Here is a 21,836-nt window from a genome sequence, read left to right on the forward strand (position 1 = left end):
CCGCCCGGCCCACGGCTGTCAGTTGCCCAACGTGACGTGCAGGATCCTCTCGTTGCTGTTGTTCGGGGTGCTGTCCTTGTCGCCGGTGGTCGTGGTGGTCAGCCACAGCCCGCCGTCCGGAGCCGGCTCCACCGTCCGCAGGCGACCGTAGGTGCCACTGAAGTACGTCTGCACGTTCGTCAGGCTGCTGCCGCTGATCACCGCGCGGTACATCCGCGCGCCCCGGGCACAGGCCACGTAGAGCGCGTCCCGCACGATCGCGATCCCGGAGCAGGACCCGTCCGCGGTCGGATAGGTGCGCGCCGGTGCGATGAACCCGGCGGTGCCGCAGGTGCCGCTGGTGCCCTCACACGCCGGCCAGCCGTAGTTGCCGCCCTTCGTGATCAGGTTGGTCTCATCCATGATCGAGTTGCCGAATTCCTGCTCCCACAGCCGGCCCTGCGAGTCGAACGCCAGCCCCTGCGGGTTGCGGTGGCCGTAGCTCCACACGTAGTTGCCGAACGGGTTGTCCGAGGGGACGGTGCCGTCCGGGTTGAGGCGCAGGATCTTGCCTTCGAGGGCCGAGCGGTCCTGCGCGTAGTTGCCGTTCTGCGCGTCGCCCGTGCTGGCGTACAGCTTGCCGTCCGGGCCGAAGCGCAGCCGACCACCGTCGTGGTACTTGTTGCGTCGGATGCCGCTGACCAGCACCTGCTCGCTGGAGGTGTTGAGGCGGCCGTTCTCGAACTTGATCCGCACGATCCGGTTGTCGCTGGGCGAGGTGTGCATGATGTACAGCCAGCGGTCGCTGGCGAAGCTGGCCGACACGGCGAGCCCGAGCAGGCCGCCCTCACCGTCGGTGCTCTGCACGTTCGGCACCGTGCCCAGGTTGGTCTTGACCCCGGTGGTGGGGTTGAGCTGGATGACGTCGTGCGCGTCGCGGCGGTTGTAGAGCACGGTGCCGTCCGACAGCGTGACGAGCCCCCACGGGATGTCGGTGTCGGTGGTGACCTGGCGCACCCCGCACACCGGGTTGCCGCAGCCCGCGCCCGTGGTCACCGTCGTGGTGGCGCTGCGCGAGGAGGTGTTGTCCTGCGCGTCCCGGGCCACCACGTAGTACTGGTACGCGGTGTTCGCCGCCAGCCCGCTGTCGGTGAAGGTGGTCGCCGGGGGCGTGCCGGTGACCGTGCCGACCTTCACGCCACCCCGGAAGACGTCGTACGCCCGGACGCCGACGTTGTCGGTGGACGCGGTCCAGCGCAGGGTCACGGTGGTGCCCGAGGCGCTGCCGGTGAGCTGTTGCGGCGCGGTCGGCGCCTGGGTGTCGGCCTGACACTGCGGGGGCGTGATCGACACGGTGCTGCTCGCCTGGGACACGTTGCCGGCGGCGTCGCGGGCGTTGACGTACAGGCCCCAGGTCGCTCCGGCGACCACGGTGAGGCTTGCGGACAGCGTCGAGCCGCTCACCGACGTCATCAGCTGACCGTCGTGGTAGATGTCGTAGAAGGCCACCGCGACGTTGTCCGTCGAGGCGTTCCAGGCGAAGGTCACGGAGTTGCACGTCAGGCCGCTGACCCGCGGGCTGCCCGGCGCCGTGGGCGGCTGGGCGTCGGAGCTGCCCAGCGCCGTCGTCCAGCGCTGGTTGGCCTGCCCGTTGCAGGTCCAGAGACCCACCAGGGTGCTGTTGGCGGTGCCGGCGCCGTTGACGTCCAGGCACAGGCTGGACTGGACGCCGACGATGGTCCCGTTGGTGTTGATCCGCCAGCGCTGGTTGGCGCCACCGGTGCAGGTGTTGATCTGCAGGGTGGCCGGCGCGGTGGTGTCCTGACCGACCACGTCCAGGCACATCGTCTCGTCGTAGACCCGCAGCTCGCCGGCCGAGGTGAACGTCCAGGCCTGGTTGGCCTGACCGTTGCAGTCGTAGATGTTGACGCCGGCGCCGGCCGTCCGGACGTTGCCGACGACGTCCAGGCAGCGGCCCGAGGCCACGCCGACCACCGTCGAGGCCACCGCGGCCGATGCGGGTACGCCGATCGCGACGGTCAGCAGCGTCACCGCTGCCATCGCCGCCGGCAGTAGCCGTCGTCGTCGTGCGTGGCGTGGGTTGGGCCGCGCGAAGGCTGCCATCAGTCCTCCAGGGTCGGGGCGTCGACCGGACCGCCCCCGGCACCGGATGGCCCGGCGCCCGACCAAGTCGAACTGTGAACATCGAATATCAAAGATGGGTCGCCGGCGCATGTCAAACGATGTCAGGTGATCGGCGACAAAACCCCAGATCGATGCGATGTCCGGCAGGGGCCGCCGCCCTAGTCCCCGCCCTGCAACGACTCCCGGACGTGCCGGCGGGCGTGATGGATCCGCGACTTCAGCGTGCCGACCGGCACGCCCAACTGCTCGGCCATCTCCTGGTAGTCCAGCTGGCACAGGTCCCGCAGCACGAGCGCCGTCACCAACTCCGGCCGGTGGGCCTCCAGCCGGTCCAACGCGTCGAGCAGATCGAGACGCGACCCGGCGATGACGCTCGTCGTACGGGGATCGGCAATCTCGACGGGCAGCAGCGGACTCGGCCGCTCGGCTGCCCGTCGCCGCAGCGACCGATAGGTCTGGCGGGCACAGTTGGCGACCACGACATGCAACCAGGTCGAGAAGAGCGACCGACCCTCGAATCGCTCGATGTTCCTGGCCACCTGCAGCAACGCGTCCTGCGCCGCCTCCTCCGCGTCCTGCTGACAGGGCAGGAACCGGCCACACTGCTCGAGGACCCGCGGACCGATCGCCGCCAGCAATTCGTCACGTGCCGCGCTGTCGCCGGTCGCCGCCCGGCGTGCCAGCTCCTCGGTCGACGACTCCTCCACCACCGGCGCTCCCCCGCTCGTGCGACACCGTTGCCGCGGTGCCGGATAATACGGCGGTGTCCATTCCGCCGCAGATCGGCCGGTACCGCGTCGCACGCCCGGTCGGTGCCGGCGCGTTCGCCACCGTGTGGCTGGCGTACGACGACGAGTTGCAGGCCCCGGTGGCCGTGAAGGTGCTCGCCGAGAACTGGTCGCAACGGGCCGACATCCGGGCGCGTTTCCGCCAGGAGGCCCGGTTCATGCGGCAGGTGGACTCCGACCACCTGGTCCGGGTGTTGGACATCGGCGAGCTGCCCGACGGCCGGCCGTACCTGGTGATGACGTACGCCGGAGGCGGCACGCTCGCCGATCGGCTGGCCGACGGCCCGATGCCGGTACGCGAGGCGCTACGGACCGCCGCCGACATCGCCCGGGCCGTGGCGGTCCTGCACGACAAGGGAGTGCTGCACCGGGACCTCAAACCCTCGAACGTCCTCTTCGACACCACCGCCGCCGGAGCCCGGGTGCTGGTCGCCGACCTGGGACTGGCCAAGGCCCTCGCGCACGCGTCCGGGTTCACGCTCGTCGCCGGCACGCCCGGTTACATGGCACCGGAACAGCTCGTCGCGGGCGGCACGCTGGACGCGCGCGCCGACGTCTACGCGATGGGCGCCCTGACCCAGCACATGATGACCGGAGCGCCGCCGGGGCAGGCGGGGCAGACCGCGTCGGCCGTACCCGCCGTGGTCGAGCGCGTCGTCCGCCGCGCCCTGCACCGTGATCCGGACCGCCGCTGGCCCAGCGCTGCCGCGTACGCCGCCGCGCTGGAGGGCCTACTGGCCCCACGAACGGGTCCGGCCCGGCCGTCGCCACGGCGCGCCCGCCGGGCCCTCACCACCGTCGGCACGGTGGTCACGACGCTGGTCCTGGCCGGTTCGTCGGCCGCCTCCGCCACGCCGCCGGGCTGGACCCGGGTACGCGACGCGACCGGCACCATCTCCGTCGCCGTGCCCGACGACTGGGCCCGGCACCTCCGCGACGGCGGCTGGAAACCGGGAGTGATCGGCCCGCCCGGCGCACACTACCCGGGCCTGGTCGTCGGGCCCGACCTCACCGAGTGGTCCAACGCGAACAGTCCCACGCCCGGCGTGTTCGTCGGGGTGAGCCGGACTCGCACCACCGCGACGGTCCCGCCCACTCTGACCGGCCACAACCGTTGCACCCGTGCTGCCGACCGCACGATCACGGTCGGCAGCCTCAGCGGGACCGTCCGGCGCTGGACGCGGTGCGCCAACACCACGACGACCTTCAGCGAGGTCATCCTGACCACGGCCAACGGCACCCTCGACGTCTGGGTCCAGGTCAGACAGACCGCGGGCGCGGATCGCACCGACGAGATCCTGGACACGCTGCGCGTGACCGGCACCACGGCCGAGCCTTAGTACCGCTCCCAGTTGCCGCTGCCGTCGGCCTTGCGCCACCGGCGGGTCTCGGTGCCGCCGTCGATCGTGCGGACGGTGGCCTCCACGTTCTGGCCCACCAGCCGGTACGAGACGAACGTCATGACCTGGTCAACTCCGGAACCGGGCTGGTCTCCCCTGATGGCCGGCCACGCCTGGCGTCCCCGGCCGTTGTCCGAGAGCTGCACGGGCACGAGCGCCTGGCGTCGTGAGGCGTTCGCGTTGCCCAGTTCGACGAGGACGAGCGCGTCCTCGGTCGACGGCGCGTTCGCCGGTTCCTCGACGATGAACTCGCCGTACACCGGCTGCGCGCCGCCGGGCAGGATCCGGCACGGCACGTCGAACCCGTTCGACCCGTTGCGGAACACCACGGCGTCGTCGGACTCGCTGCAGAAGGTCAGCTTGCGAATCACCGCGTTGGGCCAGTCGGTCTGCCTGATCTCGCTCACCTGGGTGGCCGGCCCGGAGGTGCCGGAGACGGGAGCACCCTGGGTGGCGCCGGCGGTGGCCGGCGTACCCGGGCCGGAGCTGGCGGGCGTCGGGGCGCTCGACGCCGACGGGCTCGCGCTGCCCGCGGAAGAGCCGGCGGGCACCGCGTCACCGTCTTGCCGGTCTACCGATGGGGTGCAGCCAGCGCCGAGCGTGACGCCGAGTGCCACACCGACGAGCAGTTTGCCGTGCATAGGTGGTCCTTTCCTCTGCGGGATCCGTCACCACATTTGATGCCCAGACGCGGGAGGTGGTTCACGCAACGAGCGAGGATCTTTCCACCGCCGGTGCGCACGCCTCTCCTCCTCAGGTCGCAGGTGCGGTGCCGTGTTCTCGCGGGAGCGAAGATCCTCAGCACGTTGCGGGTGCACGCGTCGATGGTCACGAAACGGTAGTCAGTTCCCAGTCTCCGTGGCCGTCGGCGTTGCGCCACTGCCGCTTCTCGGTGCTGCCATCGAGCTTGCGGACGGTGGCCTGCACCTGCTCGCCCACCACCCGGTACGAGATGAACGTCTCGATCTCGTCGGCGTGGTTGCCGCTGCCGATCAGAATGGGCCGCCACGCGGACCGCTTCCCGCCGGTGTCGGAGAGCTGGACGGGCACCAGGGCCTGTGCCCGTCGGGAGCCGGGATCGCCCAGTTGAACGAGGACGAGGGCATCCTCGGTGGACGGCGCGATCGCGGGCTCCTCGACGAGGAACTCGGCGTACACCGGGCGCGCGCCGCCCGGCAGGATCCGGCACGGCACGGGGGCGCCGTTCGATCCGCTGCGGAACGTGACAGTGGCGGAGCCACCGCAGAATTTCAGGTTGTTGATGACCGCGTTGGGCCAGTCGGTCCGCCTGATCTCGCTCGGCGGCTTGGCCGGCCCGGTGGTGCTGGTGGCCGGGGTGGGGCTGGCCGGAGCGGTCGGGCTGGGGGTGGCCGACGCCGGATCGCTCGGTGTCGGGCTCACGCTGGCGGACGGGGAGCCGGCGGGCGCCGCGTCGCCGCCGACCCGGTCCATCGGTGACGTGCAACCGCCGACGAACGTAAGGGTGAGCACCACACCGACAAGCAGTCTGCCGCGCATGAGAGGTCCTTTCTCTACGGGATCTGTCACTTGGTTTGATGCACAGGTGCGGGAGGTGGTTCACGCGCCGGTGCACATGCCCCTCCTCCTCAGGTCGTAGGCGCATTGCCGTCCTGCGCCAGATGGCGGGGTGCGATCGCTGGAACAGGCTTGGCCCAGGGCGTCGGGTGACGCCGTACGGACCTGCTCCGGACACCCGTTCGCCTGGAAAGGCAGTAACCGACGATGCGATCTCTTTCCTCTTCCCCATCCCGCTCCGCCCGAATCGCACGGCCCGTCGTCCGCCTCGGCGCGGTGGTGGCGACCGCTGTCGTCATCGCCGTGAGCACCGCGGGCTGTGGCGCGGGGCAGAGCGCTCCCGCGCCACCAGTCGACGCTCCGGCGGCACCGGCTGCCGCGAACGGGGCGGCCTCCGCCCTGACCGACGCCGACGTCAACGCCTGGCTCGACGGTCTGTTGCCTGCCGCGCTGGACCGCACCGGCATCGCCGGGGCCACCGTCGCCGTCGTCCACAATGGCCGCATTGTCACCACCCGGGGGTACGGCCACGCCGACACCGGTGACGGTGGCGTCGGGGCGGTGCCTGTCGACCCGGACCGGCATCTGTTCCGGATGGGATCGGTGTCGAAGCTCGTCACCGCCACCGCCGTCCTGCAACTCGTGCAGAGCGGCAAGCTGAACCTCGACGCCGACGTCCAGACGTACCTCGATTTCCGCCTGCCGCGCGGCTTCGAGCGAGCCGTCACCCTGCGGCACCTGCTGACGCACACCGCCGGTTTCGAGGAGCGGGTCGCCGGCCTCATCGGCACCGGCGGCGGCACCGTCAACCTGCGCCGGGCGCTGGTGACCGACCCGCCGGAGCAGATCTACGAGCCGGGCACGGTCCCGGCGTACTCCAACTACGGCAACGCGGTCGCGGGTTACGTCGTCGAGCGCGTCACGGGGACGCGCTTCGAGGAGTACGTCCAGCGCAACATCCTGGACCGGGCGGGCATGCCGTCGTCGAGCTTCGAGCAGCCCCTGCCGACGCCGCTGCGCGAGCGGATGTCCAAGGGGTACGACACCTCCGGCGCACCCGCCGCGCCCTTCGAGATCATCGGCACGCCCCCGCCCGGCGCGCTGAGCGCCCCGGCCACGGACATGGCACGGTTCATGCTCGCCCAACTCGGGGAGCCCGTCGGTTTCGGGGCACTGCTGGACCCGCCGACCCGCGAGCTGATGCAGCGCCCGGCACTCGACGCGACATCGCTCGGCACCCTGGCCGACGGACCCCGGATGACCCTCGGCTTCTTCGACGAGAGCCGCAACGGCCACCGGATCCTCGGCCACGGCGGCGACACCGCGTACTTCCACACCCACCTGCAGATCTACCCCGACGACCGGACCGGCATCTTCCTCTCACTCAACAGCAACGGCTCGGGGGCGCTCGCCAGCCACGAACTCCGCGAGTCGGTCGTGAACGGTTTCGCCGACCGCTACTTCCCCGCCCGCGGCGGGCAGCCGACCGCCGGCGTCGACCCGGCAACCACCGCCGAGCACGCCGCGCTGGCAGCCGGCACGTACGAGTCCTCGCGAGCGATACGGAGCAACTTCCTGACGGCGATCGGCCTGGTCGGGCGGACGACGGTGAGCGTCACCGACGGCGACCGGTTGCTGTTCGAGCCCGGGCCGCTGTCCGACTCCCCCGCCCGCTACGAGGAGGTGGCCCCCTGGGTCTGGCGGGAGGTCGGCGGGCAGCGCACGATCGCCATGCGGGCAACCGACGACCGGATCGAGGCGATCGGTTTCGACTCCGCGTTCGCGTTGCTGCCCGTCGAGCCCGCCCGCGCCTCGACGGTGGCCGTCCCGGTGCTCGCCGTCTCGACGGTCGTGCTGCTGCTGACCGTGCTGTCCTGGCCGGTCGGCGCGCTCGTCCGCCGCCGGCTCGGCCGCGCCCCGCGCGAGCGGGCCGGGCGCACCGCGCGGATCCTGAGCCGCGTCGCCGTCGCCGGCACGCTCCTCGCCCTGGCCGGGTGGGTGCTGGCCATCAGCAGCATCATGAGCCTGCGGGAGATCCCCGGTGGTGTCCTGCGCGCCGTTCAGGTGCTGCAACTTGTCGGTCTGCTCGGTGTGCTGCCCGCCGCCGTGCGGCTGGCCGACGACGTCCGACGCCACCTCGGCTGGCGCAGGATCGCCGGCAGCGCCCTGCTCCTGCTCGCCCTCGCCGGTGCGGGCTGGTTCGCCGTGGAGTTCCGGCTGCTCGCGCCTAGCATCTCCTACTGACCCGCCCGACCCGGGACGATCCGGAGCGAGGATGCGCACCGCATGAGGGACCACACCGGCACCGAACCCGGCTCGCCGCGACTGACGAGGTGGCTCGACGAACGCCTCACCCGACTCGGCGTGACCGGGGTGTTCCCCCGGGACTGCCTGCTCGCGGCGGCCCTGACCGTCCTGACGTTCGTCCTGTTGACGGTGCTGATCTGGTTCGTGGCACCGGAGGACGGGGTGTCCTTCGACCCGACGCGGGCGTGGCTGCTCATCGCCGTCTGCTGCGTCCAGGCGATGCTGCTGTGCCTGCGTCGGGTCCGCCCGCTGCTCTGCCTCGCGCTCGTCGTCGGCCTCCAACTGCCCGTCATCGGCGTCTCGCTGCCCGAGGCGACCGTCCGGGGCGTCGCGCCGTTCGTCGTGGCGTACACCATCGGGTCGGTGCTGCCGTCCCGGCGCGCGCTGCTGGCCGTCGGCGCGGCCGTGCTGGTGGAGTCGGTCGGGGCGGCCTTCGTGGTGACCCCCGATCTCCTGACGGGCGTCGCGTACGTCTCCGCGAGCGCGCTGACCTACCTCGGCGCGACATTCGTCGGCACGTACGTGGCCACGTCCCGGCGCTATGTGGAGCTGGTCCGGGTGCGGGCGGAGGAGGCGGTCCGGGAACAGCAGACGAAGATCCAGGGGGCGATCGGCGCGGAGCGCACCCGGATGGCCCGGGAGCTGCACGACGTGGCGGCCCACCACCTCTCCGGCATGGTCGTGCAGGCGGCGGCGGTCGAGCGGTTGATCGACCGGGACCCGGCAGCCGCGAAGGCCGGGGTGGCCTGGATCCGGAGCCAGGGCAAGGAGACCCTGGACAACCTGCGGCTGGTCGTCGGCGTGCTGCGCGGCCGCCCGGGACACGAGGGCGGCGACGGCGCCACACCGGTGCCGGGCCTGGGCATGCTCGACGACCTGGTCCGCACCGTCGGCACCCTCGCCGGTCCGGTCGAGTTCGTCCGCGAGGGGCAGCAGCGTGCGGTGTCGCCGATCGCCGACGTCGCGCTCTACCGGATCGCGCAGGAGTCGCTCAGCAACGCCCGTCAGCACGCCCCGGGCGCGGCGGCGCGGGTGGTGCTCCGCTTCCGGCCCCGCTCGGTGTCCCTGGAGGTGGTGAACGAACCCGCCGCCCGGCGTACCGTGCCGGCGCCGCGCACCGGCGGTGTCGGCCTGGTCGGCATGCGCGAGCGCGCACAGCTCATCGGCGCGAGTTTCGCGGCCGGCCCGACCACCGCCGGCGGTTGGTCGGTCACCACGACGCTACCGACGAACGACCCCGTCGCGTCGCCGGCAGAGGGAGAGGCCCCGGCATGATCAGAGTGATGCTCGTCGACGACCAGGCGGTCGTCCGCGCCGGCTTCCGCGTCATCCTCGAAGAGGCCGGCGACATCGAGGTCGTCGCGGAGGCGTCCAGCGGTACGGCCGCCGCCGACCTGGCCCGTCGACTGCAACCCGACGTGATCTGCATGGACGTCCGGATGCCACACGGCGACGGGCTCACCGCGACCCGGCAGATCCTCGCGGACGCCGCCGGAACGCCACCGGCGGTGCTCGTGGTGACGACGTTCGACCTCGACGAGTACGTCTTCGGCGCGCTGGAGGCCGGCGCCAGCGGATTCATCCTCAAGGACTGCGAACCGGAGGACCTCGTCGAGGCGGTCCGTCGCCTCGCCGACGGGTACGGCCTCGTCGACCAGGCCGTCACCCGCCGGGTGATCTCGGAATTCGCCAGGCGCACCCCCGCGCCCCGCTCGGACGCCGCGACGGCCCACCAGCTCACCGCGCGGGAGACCGAGATCGTGCAGTTGCTCGCGCAGGGGCTGTCGAACGTCGAGATCGCCGACCGGCTGTTCATCGAGACCAGCACCGTCAAGTCGCACCTCGGGCGCGCCATGGGCAAGATCGGCGCACGGGACCGGCTGCAGACCGTCGTGTGGGCGTACCAGAACGGGGTGGCCCGCCCCTGACGGGCGCACCGCCTCAGTCGTTCCACTCCTTGGCGAGCAGCTCGTAGGAGCTGACCCGGTCGGCGTGCGCGTGGGTGATCGTGGTGACGAGCAGCTCGTCGGCCGCAGTGACGTCCCGCAGGGTGCGCAGCCGCTCGACCACCGTCGGTGGTGATCCGACGAACTGGGTGTCCACCCGGTCGGCGACGAGATCGCGGTCGTCGTCGGTCCACGGCAGCGCGGCGGCCTGCTCGGGGCTCGGGAAGGGCATCGCGCCCTCGCCGCTGCGGATGCTGCGCACCCACGGCCCGTACGGTGCGGCCAACCGGCGGGCCGTGTCGTCGGTCTCGGCGACGACCACGTCGGCGGAGACCACCACGTACGGCTCGGCGAGCGTGGGCGAGGGTTGGAACGCGGCCCGGTAGGCGGCGACCGCGTCGAGGATCGACGAGGGGCTGACGTGGTAGTTGGCGGCGAAGGGCAGGCCCAGCGCGCCAGCGAGTTGCGCGCTCTCCCCTCCGCTGCTGCCCAACAGCCACACCTGCAGGTCGGTGCCCTCTCCCGGCACGGCGTGCGCGTCCAGGCCGTCGGCGTCGGCGTAGTCGCCGCGCAGCAGGGCCAGCACGTCGGCCACCTGCTCGGCGAAGGGTGGTGGCTGGGCGCCCGGCTGGTGCAGCAGTGCGGTGCTCAGGGCGAAGCGTGGCGAGGCGAGCACCTGGGCGTACGAGAACGGTGGCGGGATGAGCAGCCCGTCGACCACCCGAGCCGCCACCGGCGGCGGGGCGGGCGCGGCGCTCTCCCGGGCCGCCTCGATGCGCCGCTGGCCGGAGCGACCCAGCCCGAGGTCGATGCGGCCGGGGTGCAGGGCGGCGAGGGTGCCGAACTCCTCGACCACCGACAGGGCGGTCCGGTGCCCGACCTGGACGGCCCCGGAGCCGACGCGGAGCACGCTGGTGGCCGCGGCGATCTGCCCGATCAGCACGGCCGGCGCGGAACTGGCGACACCGGCGGCGAGGTGGTGCTCGGCCAGCCAGTAGCGGTGGTAGCCGGACTGCTCGGCCCGGCGGGCCAGGTCGACGGTATTACGCAGGGCGTCGGTGACGGTGCCGCCGGCGGGCACCGGGGACAGGTCGAGGATGGACAGTGGCGTGGACGGCATCGTGGTCCCCGTTTCTGGTCAGGCCGCCGCGGCGGCGGTCGCCGGCGGCGCGAAGGGGCGGCTGGGGATCTCCCGGCGCAGCACCGGGGCCACCTCGGCCTGGAAGAGTTCCAGGCTCTCCCGGTGCTGCTTGTCGGTCAGCCCGTCGTGGTCGGCCTGGAGGTGGATGACCTCGTGGCCGAACCGCTCGTGGTAGCGCAGCACCTTGTCCACGAGCTGTTGCGGGCTGCCGACCAGGATCGAGCTGCGCTCGATGGCGTCCTCCAGGGTCGCGAAGACCGGCTGGATGCCGAGCCGCCGGAACGCGACCAGCCGGGCGTCGAAGATCGGCCGGTACCGCTCGATGGCCTCCTGCGAGGTGCGGGCCACGTAGAAGCCGGCGCTGCCGGCACCGACGAGGGCGTCCGCCGGGTCGTGCCCGTAGTGGACCCACCGTTCCCGGTAGTAACTGATGAGGTCGGCGTACGGCTCGATGGGGTTCGTGACGTTGGCGGAGAAGATCGGGTCGCCGTACCGGGCGGCGAGGTCGACGGAGTCCCTGCTGGTGGCACTGCCGTGCCAGACCCGGATGGGCTGTTGCAGCGGGCGTGGCCAGGTCTCGGCCTCGGTGAGCGACGGCCGGTACGTCCCGGACCAGGTGACCGTGTCCTCCCGCCAGAGCCTGCGGAACAGCTCGTAGCCCTCCCGGTTGCGGTCCCACTGGTCCTCGGCGGTGACATGGAACAGGTGCGCCTGCGCGGCGCCGTTGCCCTTGCCGATGATCAGTTCGAGTCGGCCGTCGGAGAGGTGGTCCAGGGTGGCGTAGTCCTCGTAGGCACGGACCGGGTCCAGCAGGCTGAGCGTGGTGACCGCGGTGAACAGCCGGATGGTGGAGGTGCGGGCCGCGATGTGGCTCAACACCACGGGCGGCGACGACGAGATGAACGGGCGCTCGTGCCGTTCACCGACGCCGTACCCGTCGAACCCGAGTTCCTCGGCGAGGACTGCCGTGTCGACCACGTCCCGGAACCTGTCGGTGGTGCTCCTGCGCTGGCCGGTGACCGGGTCGGGCAGGTGGGTGATGAGCGTTATCAGCAGGAACTTCACGCCGGGACCGTCACTTTCGCGGGCAGGGTCAGGGTCGGACGCAGCACCAGGGCGAAGCAGCGGGAGTACGGCAACACGTCGTACGGGGCGAACACCGGGATCGGCCGGTAGCCGGCCACCTCGTAGCGGCGGACCGCGTCGGGTTGGCGGTCACCGGTCTGTAGCACGATCCGCGCCGCGCCGAGCCGATCGGCCGTCTCCCGGATCGCGTCGAGAAGTGCCTGGGCGACGCCGCGCCCCCGATGAGCGGGCAGCACGTACATCCGTTTGAGCTCCAGGTCGGCGCCGCGCCAGCGCAGCGCGGCGTGCCCGACCGGGGTGGCGTCGGCGGTGTAGGCCACACCGGTCCAGGCGACCGAGGTCGAGGCGATCGCCTGCGCGTCCGGCAGGTGGATCGGGTCGGCGAGGCGGTCCGCGTACCGCTGGCGCATCTCCCCGGTCATGGCCGCGCGCAGCGCGACGGCGTCCGGGTCGTTCCAGCGTCGCTGGCACACGAGGGCCGGCGGGGTCACACCGCACCGACCGGACGGGCGGGGGCGAGACCGAGGTGGTCGCGCAGGGTGGTGCCGGTGTACTCGCTGCGGAAGACACCGCGTTCCTGCAACAGCGGCACGACCTGGTCGACGAACTCGTCGAGCCCGCCGGGGGTCAGGTGCGGCACCAGGATGAACCCGTCGGCGGCGTCCGACTGCACGAAGTGGTTCATCCGCTCGGCGACCTGCCGCGCGGTGCCGACGAAGGACTGCCGGCCGGTGACCTCGATGATCAGATCGCGGATGCCGAGCCCCTTCTCCTCGGCCAGCGCCCGCCACCGCCGCGCGGTATCGACCGGGTCGGGATACATGCCGGCGCGACCTCGGCTGATCGCGTCGCCGGAGACGTCCGGGTCCTCGGCGGGCAGTGGTCCCTCCGGGTCGTACCCGGACAGGTCCCGGTTCCACAGTTGTTCCAGCAGCAGGATCGCGGTCTGCGGGCTGACCTGCTGGCGGCGGATGTGGTGCGCGCGTTCCTGCGCCTCGGCGTCGGTGTCGCCGAGCACGAACGTGACACCGGGGATGACCAACAGGTCCTCGGGTCGGCGGCCGTAGCGGGCCAGCCGGGACTTCACGTCCCGGTAGAAGTCCTGGCCGTCCTCCAGGGTGCCGTGCCGGGAGAAAATCGCGTCGGCGCTGGACGCCGCGAACTCGCGCCCGTCCGGCGAGTCGCCGGCCTGCAGGATCACCGGGTGCACCTGCGGACTGCGGGGCACCGTGAAATGCCCCGCGATGTCGAACTGGTCGCCGTGGTGGGCGAAGCCGCCGGGGGCGGCCTCGGTGACGAAGCGGCCAGCGTCCCGGTCGCCCACGATCGCGTCCGCCGGCCACGACTCCCACAACTCCCGTGCCGTACGCACGAACTCGGCGGCCCGGTCGTAGCGCAGCGAGCGGTCCAGGTAGCCGCCCCGGCGGAAGTTCTCCCCGGTGAACGCGTCGGAGGTGGTGACGACGTTCCAGGCCGCCCGCCCGCCGGAGAGGTGGTCGAGGCTGGCCAACTGCCGGGCCAACTCGTACGGCTCGCGGAACGTGGCGTTGAGCGTGCCGGCGAGACCCAGGTGTGTGGTGACGGCCGCGAGGGCGGCGAGCACTGTCAACGTGTCCGGGCGGCCGACGACGTCCAGGTCGTGGATGCGGCCCCGCTGCTCGCGTAGTCGCAGCCCCTCGGCGAGGAAGAAGAAGTCGAACTTGCCCCGTTCCGCGGTGCGGGCCAGGTGGACGAAGGAGGCGAAGTCGATCTGGCTGCCGGACGCCGGGTCGCGCCACACGGTGGTGTTGTTCACGCCGGGAAAGTGCGCGGCCAGGATGATCTGCTTGGGCATGACGGGTCTCCAGTGCTCAGGCGGTCGCCGCGACGGCGTACCGGCTGGCCGGTCGGGGCAGGCCGAGCAGGTCACGCAGCGATCCGGCCGGATAGCCGGCGCGGAACAGGCCGCGGTCCCGCAGCGCGGGCACCACCGCCCGGGTGACCGCGGTCAGGTCGTCGGGGAGCACGGCCGGTCGCAGCCGGAAACCGTCCACTCCGGCCCGGTGCCACTCGGCGAGCAACTCGGCCAACTGCCCCGGCGTGCCGGCGAAGACCGCCGCGTCGGACGTGAACTCCGCACCGTGCAGCTCGTCCAGGCGTGCCCCGCGGTGTCGGGCCAGCGCCGACGTGTCGTCGAGCAGCACGACCAGGTCGGCGAGGACGCGCAGTCGCCCTTCGCTCCGGCCGACGGTCTCCTCGGCCGCCCGCACTTCGGCCACGATCGCGGCGGCGTGCCCGGCATCGGTCGGGGTGACGAAGACGACGTCGGCGTGCCGGGCGGCGAACGCGTACGTCACCGCCGCGTGGGCCAGCGCGGCGACGACAGGTTGTCCCTGCGGTGACCGGGGCACGATGGAGGGGCCCCGGACCGAGAACCACGGGCCGGTGAAGTCGACGTAGTGCAGCCGCTCCCGGTCGACGAAGCGGCCGGTCGGCACGTCTCGGATCACGGCGTCGTCCTGCCAGCTGTCCCAGAGCCGGCGGACCACCTCCACCGCGTCGCCGGCCTCGGCGATGAGGTCACCGACGAGCCGGACGACCTCCGGTTCGTCGAGCCGGGTCGGGTCCAGCGGTGGGATGTCACGGCGGCCGAAGTGCCCGGCCTCGGCCCGGCGGGCGGAGACGCGGGGCCGCCAACCGGCCCGCCCGCCGCTGACGTGGTCGAGCGTGGCGATCGCCGTGGAGACGTGGAACGGCTCGGTGTGGGTGGTGCTTGTGGTCGGGATCAGCCCGATGTGCCGGGTCAGCGGGGCGAGCCGGGCGGCGACCTGCACCGCGTCGAGCCGTCCCCGGAGCTGGTCGGTGCGGTCGTCGGGGCCGTCCGGCCGGGACGTCTGGAGGTCGAGGCTGTCCTCGATGGTGAGCAGGTCAAGTGCGCCGTGTTCGGCCTCGCCCGCGAGGGCGTTCCAGTAGCGGGCGGTCAGTGGGGCGGTCGCGTCGGCGCGCGAGAGCCGCCACGCGGCGGGGTGCCAGCCGAGACCGTCGAGCGCCACGGCCAGGTGCAGGCTCTTGTCGGTCATGGTGTCTCCTCCTACGGTCGGCCGGCGGTGACCAGCGTGGGCAGCGCGTCCAGCAGGGACCTGGTGTAGTCGTGTCGGGGGTAGCTGAAGACGTCGCCGACCGGGCCCTGTTCGACCACCGCGCCGTCGTGCATGACAAGCACCCGGTCGCTGAGGTGGTGGACCACACCCAGGTCGTGGGAGATGAAGAGCAGGGCGGTGCCGTCGGTGGCCCGTAGGTCGGCCAGCAGGTCGAGGACCTGGGCCTGCACGGAGACGTCGAGGGCGGAGACGGGCTCGTCGCAGACGATCACGCTGGGTCGGGGAGCGATCGCGCGGGCGATGGCGACCCGCTGCCGTTGGCCGCCGGAGAGGTGCCGGGGGTGCCTGTCGACCAGGTCCGCGCCGAGACCGACCCGACGCAGCAGGTCGACGACGCGGTCGCGCCGGTCCGACCGGCTGACGTCGCCGTCGAGGTTCTCCGCGACGACCCGCCCGACGGTGTAGCGGGGGTCGAAGGAACTCAGCGGGTCCTGGGAGATCAGCTGCAACCGGCGTCGCAGCGGGCGGCGGTTCCGCTCCCGCACGCCGGCCCACGCGGCGCCCTCGAAGGTGACGGCGCCCGCGTCGGCGTCGAGCAGACCGGCGACGATCCGGGCGACGGTGCTCTTGCCGGAGCCGGATTCCCCGACCAGGCCGAGCGTCTCGCCCCGGGCGATGGTGAAGGAGACGTCCCGCACGACGGTCTGCTCGCCGTAGGTCTTGGTCAGCCCGGTCGCGTCGAGCACGGTGTCGTCGGCACGGACCTCGGGCCGGGCGGGCAGGGCCGCCCGTGCGCCTCCGGACCGGGACACCCCGAGCCGGCGTCCCCGCGACGTCGCCGAGGGCACCGCGTCCAGCAACTGCCGGGTGTACGGATGCGTGGGGGCCCGCAGCAGCGTGGCGGTGGGACCCTGCTCGACGATCCGACCGTCGCGCAGCACCAGGACCCGGTCGGCGATCTGGGCGACCACCGCCAGGTCATGACTGATCAGCAGGAGACTCACCCCGGTGGCCCGCCGCTCGGCGAGCAGCCGCAGGATCTGCGCCTGCACGGTGACGTCCAGCGCGGTGGTGGGCTCGTCGGCGATGAGCAGGGCCGGTTCCCCGGCGATCGCCGAGGCGATGAGCGCCCGCTGCCGCAGCCCTCCGGAGAGCTGGTGCGGGTACTGCCGGGCGCGGCGCTCCGGCTCCGGGAGGTGGACCTGGTCGAGCAGGTGGCCGACCCGGCCGGCTCGTTCCCGGCGGCCGACGATGCCGTGGGTGGTGAGCACCTCGCCGATCTCGGCGCCCACCGTTCGCAGCGGGTCGAGGGAGACCAGCGCGTCCTGCAGGACCAGCCCGGCAAGCCGGCCACGGACCCGCCGCCAGTCCCGCGGTCGATGGCCCCGCACGTCCTGGTCGGCCAGTTCGAGCCGAGCGGCGCGGACGCGCGCGCCCGGCCCGGCGAGACCGACAAGGGTACGAGCGGTGACGCTCTTGCCGGAGCCGGACTCGCCGACGACCGCCACGCACTCGCCGCGCTCCACGGTGAAGCTGATCCCCCGCACCGCGGCCACCGGGCCGGTCGGGGTGTCGAAGTCGACGTGCAGGTCCTCGACCGTGACCAGGGGGGCCATCAGTGCCGCCGCCCGTCGAAGCGGGCCTGCCAGTGCCGGCCGACGACGGTCAGCGACACCACGGTTGCGGTGACCGCCAGGCCGGGCAGGATGCTGATCCACCAGGCCACCTGGAGGTAGTTGCGGCCCTCGGAGAGCATCGCCCCCCACTCCGGTGACGGTGGCTGCGGGCCCATGCCGAGGAAGCTGAGCCCGGCGGCGGCCAGGATGGCCTCGCCGAGCCCGATCACGGCGAGCACCGGCACCGGACCGACCACGTTTGGCAGCACGTGCCGCACCACGAGTCGAGGCCGGGACTGGCCGAAGGTGACGGCCTGCTCGACGTAGCCGGAACGGCGGACCACGAGTGTCTGACCGCGCACCACCCGGGCGTGGTGCGGCAGGGTGGCGATGCCGATCGCCACGATCAGGCTGACGGTGCCGGGACCGGCGATGGCGATGAACAGCAGCGCCAGCAGCAGCATCGGGAACGCCGACAGCGCGTCGAGCGTGCGGCTGAGCGCCTCGTCGGCGAACCGGTGCGCGAGGCCGGCGAGCAGGCCGAGCAGCACGCCGCCGCTCACCGCGATCGCGGTGGCGGCTACCCCGATGGTGAGCGAGTGGCCGGCGCCGTGCACCACCCGGGTCCAGACGTCGCGGCCGAGGTGGTCGGTGCCGAGCCAGTGCGCCGCGTTCGGCGGGGAGAGCACGGCCAACGGGTCGGCCGCGAGAGGGTCGCCGGGGGCGAGCACCGCCGGCCAGGCCGCGGCGACGACAAGCAGCAGCAGGTACGCCCCGGCGACGAGCGGGCCGGGTCGCGGCCGGGGCCGTCGGCGTACGGCCGGACGGGCGGGGTCGGCGAGGGGCAGCGCGGGGGCGTCGGTGAGCGGGGGGCCCAGGGTGACGGTCATCGGGGTCAGCTCCTTCGCAGACGCGGGTCGACCAGTAGGTACGCCAGGTCGGCAGTGGTGTTGACTACGACGTAGCCGGCTGCGGAGAGGGTGACCACGGCCAGCACCATCGGCATGTCCCGGTTCGAGACCGCCGTGAGGATGACCTGGCCGAGGCCGGGCCGACCGAAGACCTGTTCGACGATGACGGTGCCGCCGATCACAATGCCGAAGATCCAGCCGGCCAGGCTGACGGCCGCCAGCAGGGCGTGGCGTAGGGCGTGGCGGACCAGCACCGTTCGTTCCCGGACGCCCCGGGATCGGGCGGTGAGCACGAACGGCTGGTCCAGGGCACGGTCGAGCCCGTCGCGAAGCACCTGAGCGAGCAGCCCGGCGATGGGCAGCGCGAGGGTGACGGCGGGCAGCACCAACGCGGCGACCCCCCGATCACCGGAGACCGGGAAGAGCCCGAACCGGAACGACAGCACACTGAGCAACACGAGCCCGATCAGGAACGACGGGGTGGACACCAGCAGCAGTTCGGTGCCGGAGCTGGCCCGGCGCAGCCACGGGCGCCGGTCCCCGGCGGTGGCCACCGCGATGAGCAGGGCGAGGAGCACCCCGAGCCCGGCGGCGGCGACCGCGAGGGCGAGGGTGGGGGCGAGTTGTTCGCCGATCACGTCGGCGACCGGACGTTGCAGCAGGTAGGAGCGACCCAGATCGCCGTCGGCGACGCGCCGGAGATAGTCGACGTACTGGACGATGGCCGGCCGGTCCAGGCCCCACTCGGCGATGATCTCGGCACGGATCTGCGGGGTGTCCGCACCGTCGCCGACGATGTTGTCCACTGTGTCACCGGGCGCGGCCAGCAGCGCCAGGTAGGCGGCGGTGGCCGCGACCCAGAGCACGATCAGGCCGGCACCGAGTCGGCGGGCCACGGCACGTACGGGAGGGCGGCTCATGTCACTTGCCGATCCACAGGTCGTAGGCGCTGGCGGGAACCCCGGCGGTGGGCTCGAAGCGCACCCCGCCGACTCCGGTGCTGGCGGCTATCTGGTCGGCCGGGGCGTACAGCGGCAGCAGGAGGGCCTGCTCGGCGACGACCTGCTGCTGCAGGTCGGCGTAGATGCCGGCACGCTTGGTCGGGTCGGCGGTGGCCTGACCGGCCTCCAGGAGCTTGTCGATGCGCGGGTCGTTGACCTGCGTGCGGTTGATGCCGCCCTTCGAGTGCAGCAGCAGGTTGAGTGCCGCGCCGGCGTCGGTGTCGGCGCGTGAGTTGTCGAAGACCTCGTACTCGTTGCGCTGTAACGCGTCGGTGGCGGTGCCCTGGTCGACGAGTGAGACCTTCAGGTCGATGCCGGCGCTCTGCTTCACCGCGGCCTGCACGGCCTGGGCGAGGACGTCGCGGCGGTCCCGGACGAAGGGTGCGGACTGCACGAGGCGTACGGTGAGCCGCTTGCCGGCCTTCACCCGGTAGCCGTCGGCGTCCCGGGCCGCCCAGCCGGCCTGGTCGAGCAGGGTGTTGGCCTTGGCGCTGTCGCCGCCGTAGCCGCCTTCGAGCCGCTTGTCGTAGAGCGGGCTGGACGGGCTGATCACGCTCCAGGCCCGGGTGGCGGTGTCGCGGTAGACCGACCTCAACACGGTGTCGACGTCGACGGCCTCCCGGAACGCCTGCCTGACCCGCAGGTCGTCGAAGGGCGCGTGCGAGGTGTTGAAGTAGTAGGAGTACGCGGAACCGGAGTTCAGCTCGCGGGTCAGGCGCAGCGCCCGGTTGCCGGTGACCAGCGGCTGGTCGGTGGCCGGTACCCCCTCGATGAGCTGCACCTGGTTGGACGTGAGGGCCCCGACGCGCACCGCCGACTCCTTGAGGAACCGGTAGGTGATCCCGTCGAGGTGGGCCGGACCGGTGTGTGTGGCGGTGGGCGGCGCCCAGTCGTAGCCGGGGTTGCGCCGGTAGCGCAGCTCCTGACCGGGGACGTAGCGGTCCAGTACGAACGGCCCGGTGCCGACCACATCGGTGCCACCGGCCTTGAGGTTCTTCGCCTGCCGCAGCGACGTCGGGGAGACCTGCGCGCCCTGCGGGGAGGCCAGGAAGTCGAGGATCAGCACGTCCGGCGCGCTGAGGACGAGTCGTACGGTGCGTGGGTCGACGGTCTCGACGGCCCTGAGGTTGCGCAGTTGGACGGCGGCGACGCCCGGGGCGTACCCGGGTTCCCGGAGTTTGTCGATGTTGGCCTTGACGGCCGCCGAGTCGAAGGGGGTGCCGTCGGTGAAGGTGACCCGGTCGCGCAGCGTCAGGGTGTAGGACAGCCCGTCCGGTGCGACAGTCCAGCCGGTCGCCAGCCAGGGCACGAGCTTGCCCTGCTGGTCGTAGGTGAGCAGGGACTCGAAGGTGTTCCAGACCAGCAGGCGGGCCTTGGCCTGGGCGTACTGGTGCGGGTTGAGGGTGACCGGCTCGGTCTCCACGGCCCAGGTGAGGGTGCCGCCGGAGCGGGGCTGGCCGGCCGCCTCGGCGGCCGGGGTGGAGCCGGTGGAGCAGCCGGCGACGACGGCGAGCAGTGCGGCGAGCGAGGCGGCGGCCAGGGTACGCAGACGGTACGCGGGCATGCGGAGATCTCCTGTCCAGGCAGGCGGAAGCGGGGTGCCGACAACGGGCCCGACGCGTGGGCGTGGGCCGGTGGCGGTGTCGGTGCGGTGGTGGCGCGGCGGTGCGCCCCACCCCGGCGGGCCGGTGTGGCGGGCCGGGTCACGGACGAGGTGCCGGGTCAGGCCAGACAGGAACTCGACCACACCCGACCGAAGTCGATGTGGCCGCGGATCGTCAGCCGCAGCTCGCTGGACATGAGCCGAGTCCACCTTCAGGGCGGTGGTGGTGTCAACGAATCCGTCGCCGGATGTCGGCTATCGCACGTGTGGACGTCGATCCGTTGACGCATACCCTACTAAGGCTATAGGGTTTGCAGGGATTTTGCCTGACCGAGGAGTCAGCCGGCCACTCCGGCTCAGTCCAGGTCGAGCAGGATCTTCCCGGCCACCCGACGCTCCCGCAGCGCGTCGGCCGCCTCCCCGAGGCGCTGCCACGAGCCGCGCCACCCGATCGGCGCGCGCAGGGCTCCCCGCGCCACCAGGTCCGCGAGCAGACCGAGATCCGACCCCGGGGCGCTGGCGTCGCCGAAGGACCGCAGTGTCCGTGCCGCGCCCGGCGTGAATGTGGAGTTCACCGGAAGGACGGCCGGCTCGCCGGAGGCCCAGCCGATGCTGTGCAGCACCCCACCCGGGGCCAGCAGGCCCCAGGCGGCCACCAGGTGGGCGCCACCGACGGTCTCCAGCACCACGTCGACCGGGTCGGTGACCGCGTCGAGGCCAACCACGACCTCGTCGGCCCCGAGGTCTGCCAGCCCCGCGCCACGAGCCGGCGAGCCGACCACCGCGACCACGTACGCGCCGCCGTGCCTGGCGAGTTGGACGGCGACCCGACCCACTCCCCCGGACGCACCGGTGATGAGCACCTTGCGGCCGAGCAGCGGCCCCGACGTCCGCAGTGTGCGCAGGGCGGTGAGGCCGACGGTGGGCAGCACGGCCAACTCCGCCAGGTCGGCCGCGGCGGGCACCACCGCCACACTGTCCACGTCGAACACCGCTAGGCGGGCCCAGGCCCCCGGCCCGAAGGCGACCACCCGGTCCCCCTCGCGGGGCCCGGAACCGTCGATGCCGCCCCGCACCACGTGACCCGCGGCGTCGTGCCCGAGCACGGCCCCGGCCGGCCAGACGTCGAGGTGACGGATCTCGCCGGCGTTGACGCCGACGTGACGCACCTCGACGAGCACCTGCCCCGGCCCAGGAGTGGGATCGGGCAGGTCCGTCACCCGGAACCCCGCGCGGGTGTCCGGAGCGGCGACGATCGCGCGCACGGCATCCTCCTTCGTGTGGATTGGCGTACGCC

18 protein-coding genes are annotated in these 21,836 nt (G+C 72.5%); 4 read left to right on the plus strand and 14 right to left on the minus strand.

Features of this window, described 5'->3' with window-relative positions; genetic code table 11:
- Positions 1-18 precede the first annotated feature (18 nt).
- Both ACGFH8_RS00395 and ACGFH8_RS00400 read right to left on the minus strand, forming a co-directional pair.
- Complete coding sequence (locus ACGFH8_RS00395) at positions 19-2,103, minus strand: PQQ-dependent sugar dehydrogenase (RefSeq protein WP_393361099.1); 2,085 nt, start codon at positions 2,101-2,103, stop codon at positions 19-21.
- A 179-nt stretch (positions 2,104-2,282) separates the two neighbouring features.
- Entirely contained in the window at positions 2,283-2,834 is a 552-nt protein-coding gene (locus ACGFH8_RS00400; RefSeq protein WP_393361102.1) for an RNA polymerase sigma factor, read from the minus strand.
- A 53-nt stretch (positions 2,835-2,887) separates the two neighbouring features.
- Here ACGFH8_RS00400 and ACGFH8_RS00405 point away from each other — a divergent pair, with 53 nt between their 5' ends.
- Entirely contained in the window at positions 2,888-4,252 is a 1,365-nt protein-coding gene (locus ACGFH8_RS00405) for a serine/threonine-protein kinase (protein ID WP_393361105.1), read from the plus strand.
- Here the strand turns inward: ACGFH8_RS00405 and ACGFH8_RS00410 are convergent.
- Together ACGFH8_RS00410 and ACGFH8_RS00415 are read right to left on the minus strand one after the other, a co-directional pair.
- The gene (locus ACGFH8_RS00410; protein WP_393361108.1) at positions 4,249-4,953 is read right to left on the minus strand and encodes a hypothetical protein; all 705 of its coding nucleotides are present in this window, start codon (positions 4,951-4,953) and stop codon (positions 4,249-4,251) included. The genes ACGFH8_RS00405 and ACGFH8_RS00410 overlap by 4 nt on opposite strands.
- Before the next feature lie 187 nt (positions 4,954-5,140).
- A complete protein-coding gene (locus tag ACGFH8_RS00415; protein WP_393361111.1) occupies positions 5,141-5,830 on the minus strand; it encodes a hypothetical protein in 690 nt (229 codons plus the stop codon).
- A gap of 321 nt (positions 5,831-6,151) precedes the next feature.
- Here ACGFH8_RS00415 and ACGFH8_RS00420 point away from each other — a divergent pair, with 321 nt between their 5' ends.
- The 3 genes from ACGFH8_RS00420 to ACGFH8_RS00430 are packed head-to-tail and all read left to right on the plus strand — an operon-like array spanning position 6,152 to position 10,083.
- The gene (locus ACGFH8_RS00420; RefSeq protein WP_393361114.1) at positions 6,152-8,092 is read left to right on the plus strand and encodes a serine hydrolase domain-containing protein; all 1,941 of its coding nucleotides are present in this window, start codon (positions 6,152-6,154) and stop codon (positions 8,090-8,092) included.
- A gap of 42 nt (positions 8,093-8,134) precedes the next feature.
- Positions 8,135-9,430: a sensor histidine kinase gene (locus ACGFH8_RS00425; RefSeq protein ID WP_393361117.1), complete on the plus strand. Its 1,296-nt coding sequence runs from the start codon at positions 8,135-8,137 to the stop codon at positions 9,428-9,430.
- Positions 9,427-10,083 (plus strand): response regulator, encoded by a 657-nt coding sequence (locus ACGFH8_RS00430; RefSeq protein WP_393361120.1) that lies wholly within the window; start codon positions 9,427-9,429, stop codon positions 10,081-10,083. The genes ACGFH8_RS00425 and ACGFH8_RS00430 overlap by 4 nt, the downstream gene beginning before the upstream one ends.
- A gap of 13 nt (positions 10,084-10,096) precedes the next feature.
- Here ACGFH8_RS00430 and ACGFH8_RS00435 read toward each other — a convergent pair whose 3' ends face one another.
- The 10 genes from ACGFH8_RS00435 to ACGFH8_RS00480 all read right to left on the minus strand — a co-directional run bounded on the left by ACGFH8_RS00435 (position 10,097) and on the right by ACGFH8_RS00480 (position 21,804).
- Positions 10,097-11,221: an LLM class flavin-dependent oxidoreductase gene (locus tag ACGFH8_RS00435; protein ID WP_393361123.1), complete on the minus strand. Its 1,125-nt coding sequence runs from the start codon at positions 11,219-11,221 to the stop codon at positions 10,097-10,099.
- A gap of 18 nt (positions 11,222-11,239) precedes the next feature.
- A complete protein-coding gene (locus ACGFH8_RS00440) occupies positions 11,240-12,307 on the minus strand; it encodes an LLM class flavin-dependent oxidoreductase (protein ID WP_393361126.1) in 1,068 nt (355 codons plus the stop codon).
- Positions 12,304-12,819 (minus strand): GNAT family N-acetyltransferase, encoded by a 516-nt coding sequence (locus ACGFH8_RS00445; RefSeq protein WP_393361129.1) that lies wholly within the window; start codon positions 12,817-12,819, stop codon positions 12,304-12,306. The genes ACGFH8_RS00440 and ACGFH8_RS00445 overlap by 4 nt, the downstream gene beginning before the upstream one ends.
- Complete coding sequence (locus tag ACGFH8_RS00450; RefSeq protein WP_393361132.1) at positions 12,816-14,162, minus strand: NtaA/DmoA family FMN-dependent monooxygenase; 1,347 nt, start codon at positions 14,160-14,162, stop codon at positions 12,816-12,818. The genes ACGFH8_RS00445 and ACGFH8_RS00450 overlap by 4 nt, the downstream gene beginning before the upstream one ends.
- A 16-nt stretch (positions 14,163-14,178) precedes the next feature.
- Positions 14,179-15,387, minus strand: coding sequence for an LLM class flavin-dependent oxidoreductase (locus ACGFH8_RS00455; RefSeq protein ID WP_393361135.1), 1,209 nt, complete (start codon positions 15,385-15,387; stop codon positions 14,179-14,181).
- Positions 15,388-15,398: 11 nt separating this feature from the next.
- A complete protein-coding gene (locus ACGFH8_RS00460; protein ID WP_393361138.1) occupies positions 15,399-17,024 on the minus strand; it encodes a dipeptide ABC transporter ATP-binding protein in 1,626 nt (541 codons plus the stop codon).
- Entirely contained in the window at positions 17,024-17,914 is an 891-nt protein-coding gene (locus ACGFH8_RS00465) for an ABC transporter permease (protein WP_393361141.1), read from the minus strand. The genes ACGFH8_RS00460 and ACGFH8_RS00465 overlap by 1 nt, the downstream gene beginning before the upstream one ends.
- A 5-nt stretch (positions 17,915-17,919) precedes the next feature.
- Complete coding sequence (locus ACGFH8_RS00470) at positions 17,920-18,855, minus strand: ABC transporter permease (RefSeq protein ID WP_393361144.1); 936 nt, start codon at positions 18,853-18,855, stop codon at positions 17,920-17,922.
- 1 nt (position 18,856) lies between these two features.
- Positions 18,857-20,500, minus strand: a complete 1,644-nt coding sequence (locus ACGFH8_RS00475; RefSeq protein ID WP_393361147.1) for an ABC transporter substrate-binding protein — start codon at positions 20,498-20,500, stop codon at positions 18,857-18,859.
- 395 nt (positions 20,501-20,895) lie between these two features.
- Positions 20,896-21,804: a zinc-binding dehydrogenase gene (locus ACGFH8_RS00480; protein WP_393361150.1), complete on the minus strand. Its 909-nt coding sequence runs from the start codon at positions 21,802-21,804 to the stop codon at positions 20,896-20,898.
- Positions 21,805-21,836 lie beyond the last annotated feature (32 nt).

The sequence above is a fragment of the Micromonospora sp. NPDC049175 genome, from assembly GCF_043197345.1.
Taxonomy (GTDB): domain Bacteria; phylum Actinomycetota; class Actinomycetes; order Mycobacteriales; family Micromonosporaceae; genus Micromonospora.

Coding starts and splice junctions, on each gene's coding strand:
- ACGFH8_RS00395 (WP_393361099.1), bottom strand. CDS start 2,103: ATGGCAGCCTTCGCGCGGCCCAACCCACGCCACGCACGACGACGACGG.
- ACGFH8_RS00410 (WP_393361108.1), bottom strand. CDS start 4,953: ATGCACGGCAAACTGCTCGTCGGTGTGGCACTCGGCGTCACGCTCGGC.
- ACGFH8_RS00415 (WP_393361111.1), bottom strand. CDS start 5,830: ATGCGCGGCAGACTGCTTGTCGGTGTGGTGCTCACCCTTACGTTCGTC.
- ACGFH8_RS00425 (WP_393361117.1), top strand. CDS start 8,135: ATGAGGGACCACACCGGCACCGAACCCGGCTCGCCGCGACTGACGAGG.
- ACGFH8_RS00430 (WP_393361120.1), top strand. CDS start 9,427: ATGATCAGAGTGATGCTCGTCGACGACCAGGCGGTCGTCCGCGCCGGC.
- ACGFH8_RS00435 (WP_393361123.1), bottom strand. CDS start 11,221: ATGCCGTCCACGCCACTGTCCATCCTCGACCTGTCCCCGGTGCCCGCC.
- ACGFH8_RS00450 (WP_393361132.1), bottom strand. CDS start 14,162: ATGCCCAAGCAGATCATCCTGGCCGCGCACTTTCCCGGCGTGAACAAC.
- ACGFH8_RS00455 (WP_393361135.1), bottom strand. CDS start 15,387: ATGACCGACAAGAGCCTGCACCTGGCCGTGGCGCTCGACGGTCTCGGC.
- ACGFH8_RS00460 (WP_393361138.1), bottom strand. CDS start 17,024: ATGGCCCCCCTGGTCACGGTCGAGGACCTGCACGTCGACTTCGACACC.
- ACGFH8_RS00465 (WP_393361141.1), bottom strand. CDS start 17,914: ATGACCGTCACCCTGGGCCCCCCGCTCACCGACGCCCCCGCGCTGCCC.
- ACGFH8_RS00470 (WP_393361144.1), bottom strand. CDS start 18,855: ATGAGCCGCCCTCCCGTACGTGCCGTGGCCCGCCGACTCGGTGCCGGC.
- ACGFH8_RS00475 (WP_393361147.1), bottom strand. CDS start 20,500: ATGCCCGCGTACCGTCTGCGTACCCTGGCCGCCGCCTCGCTCGCCGCA.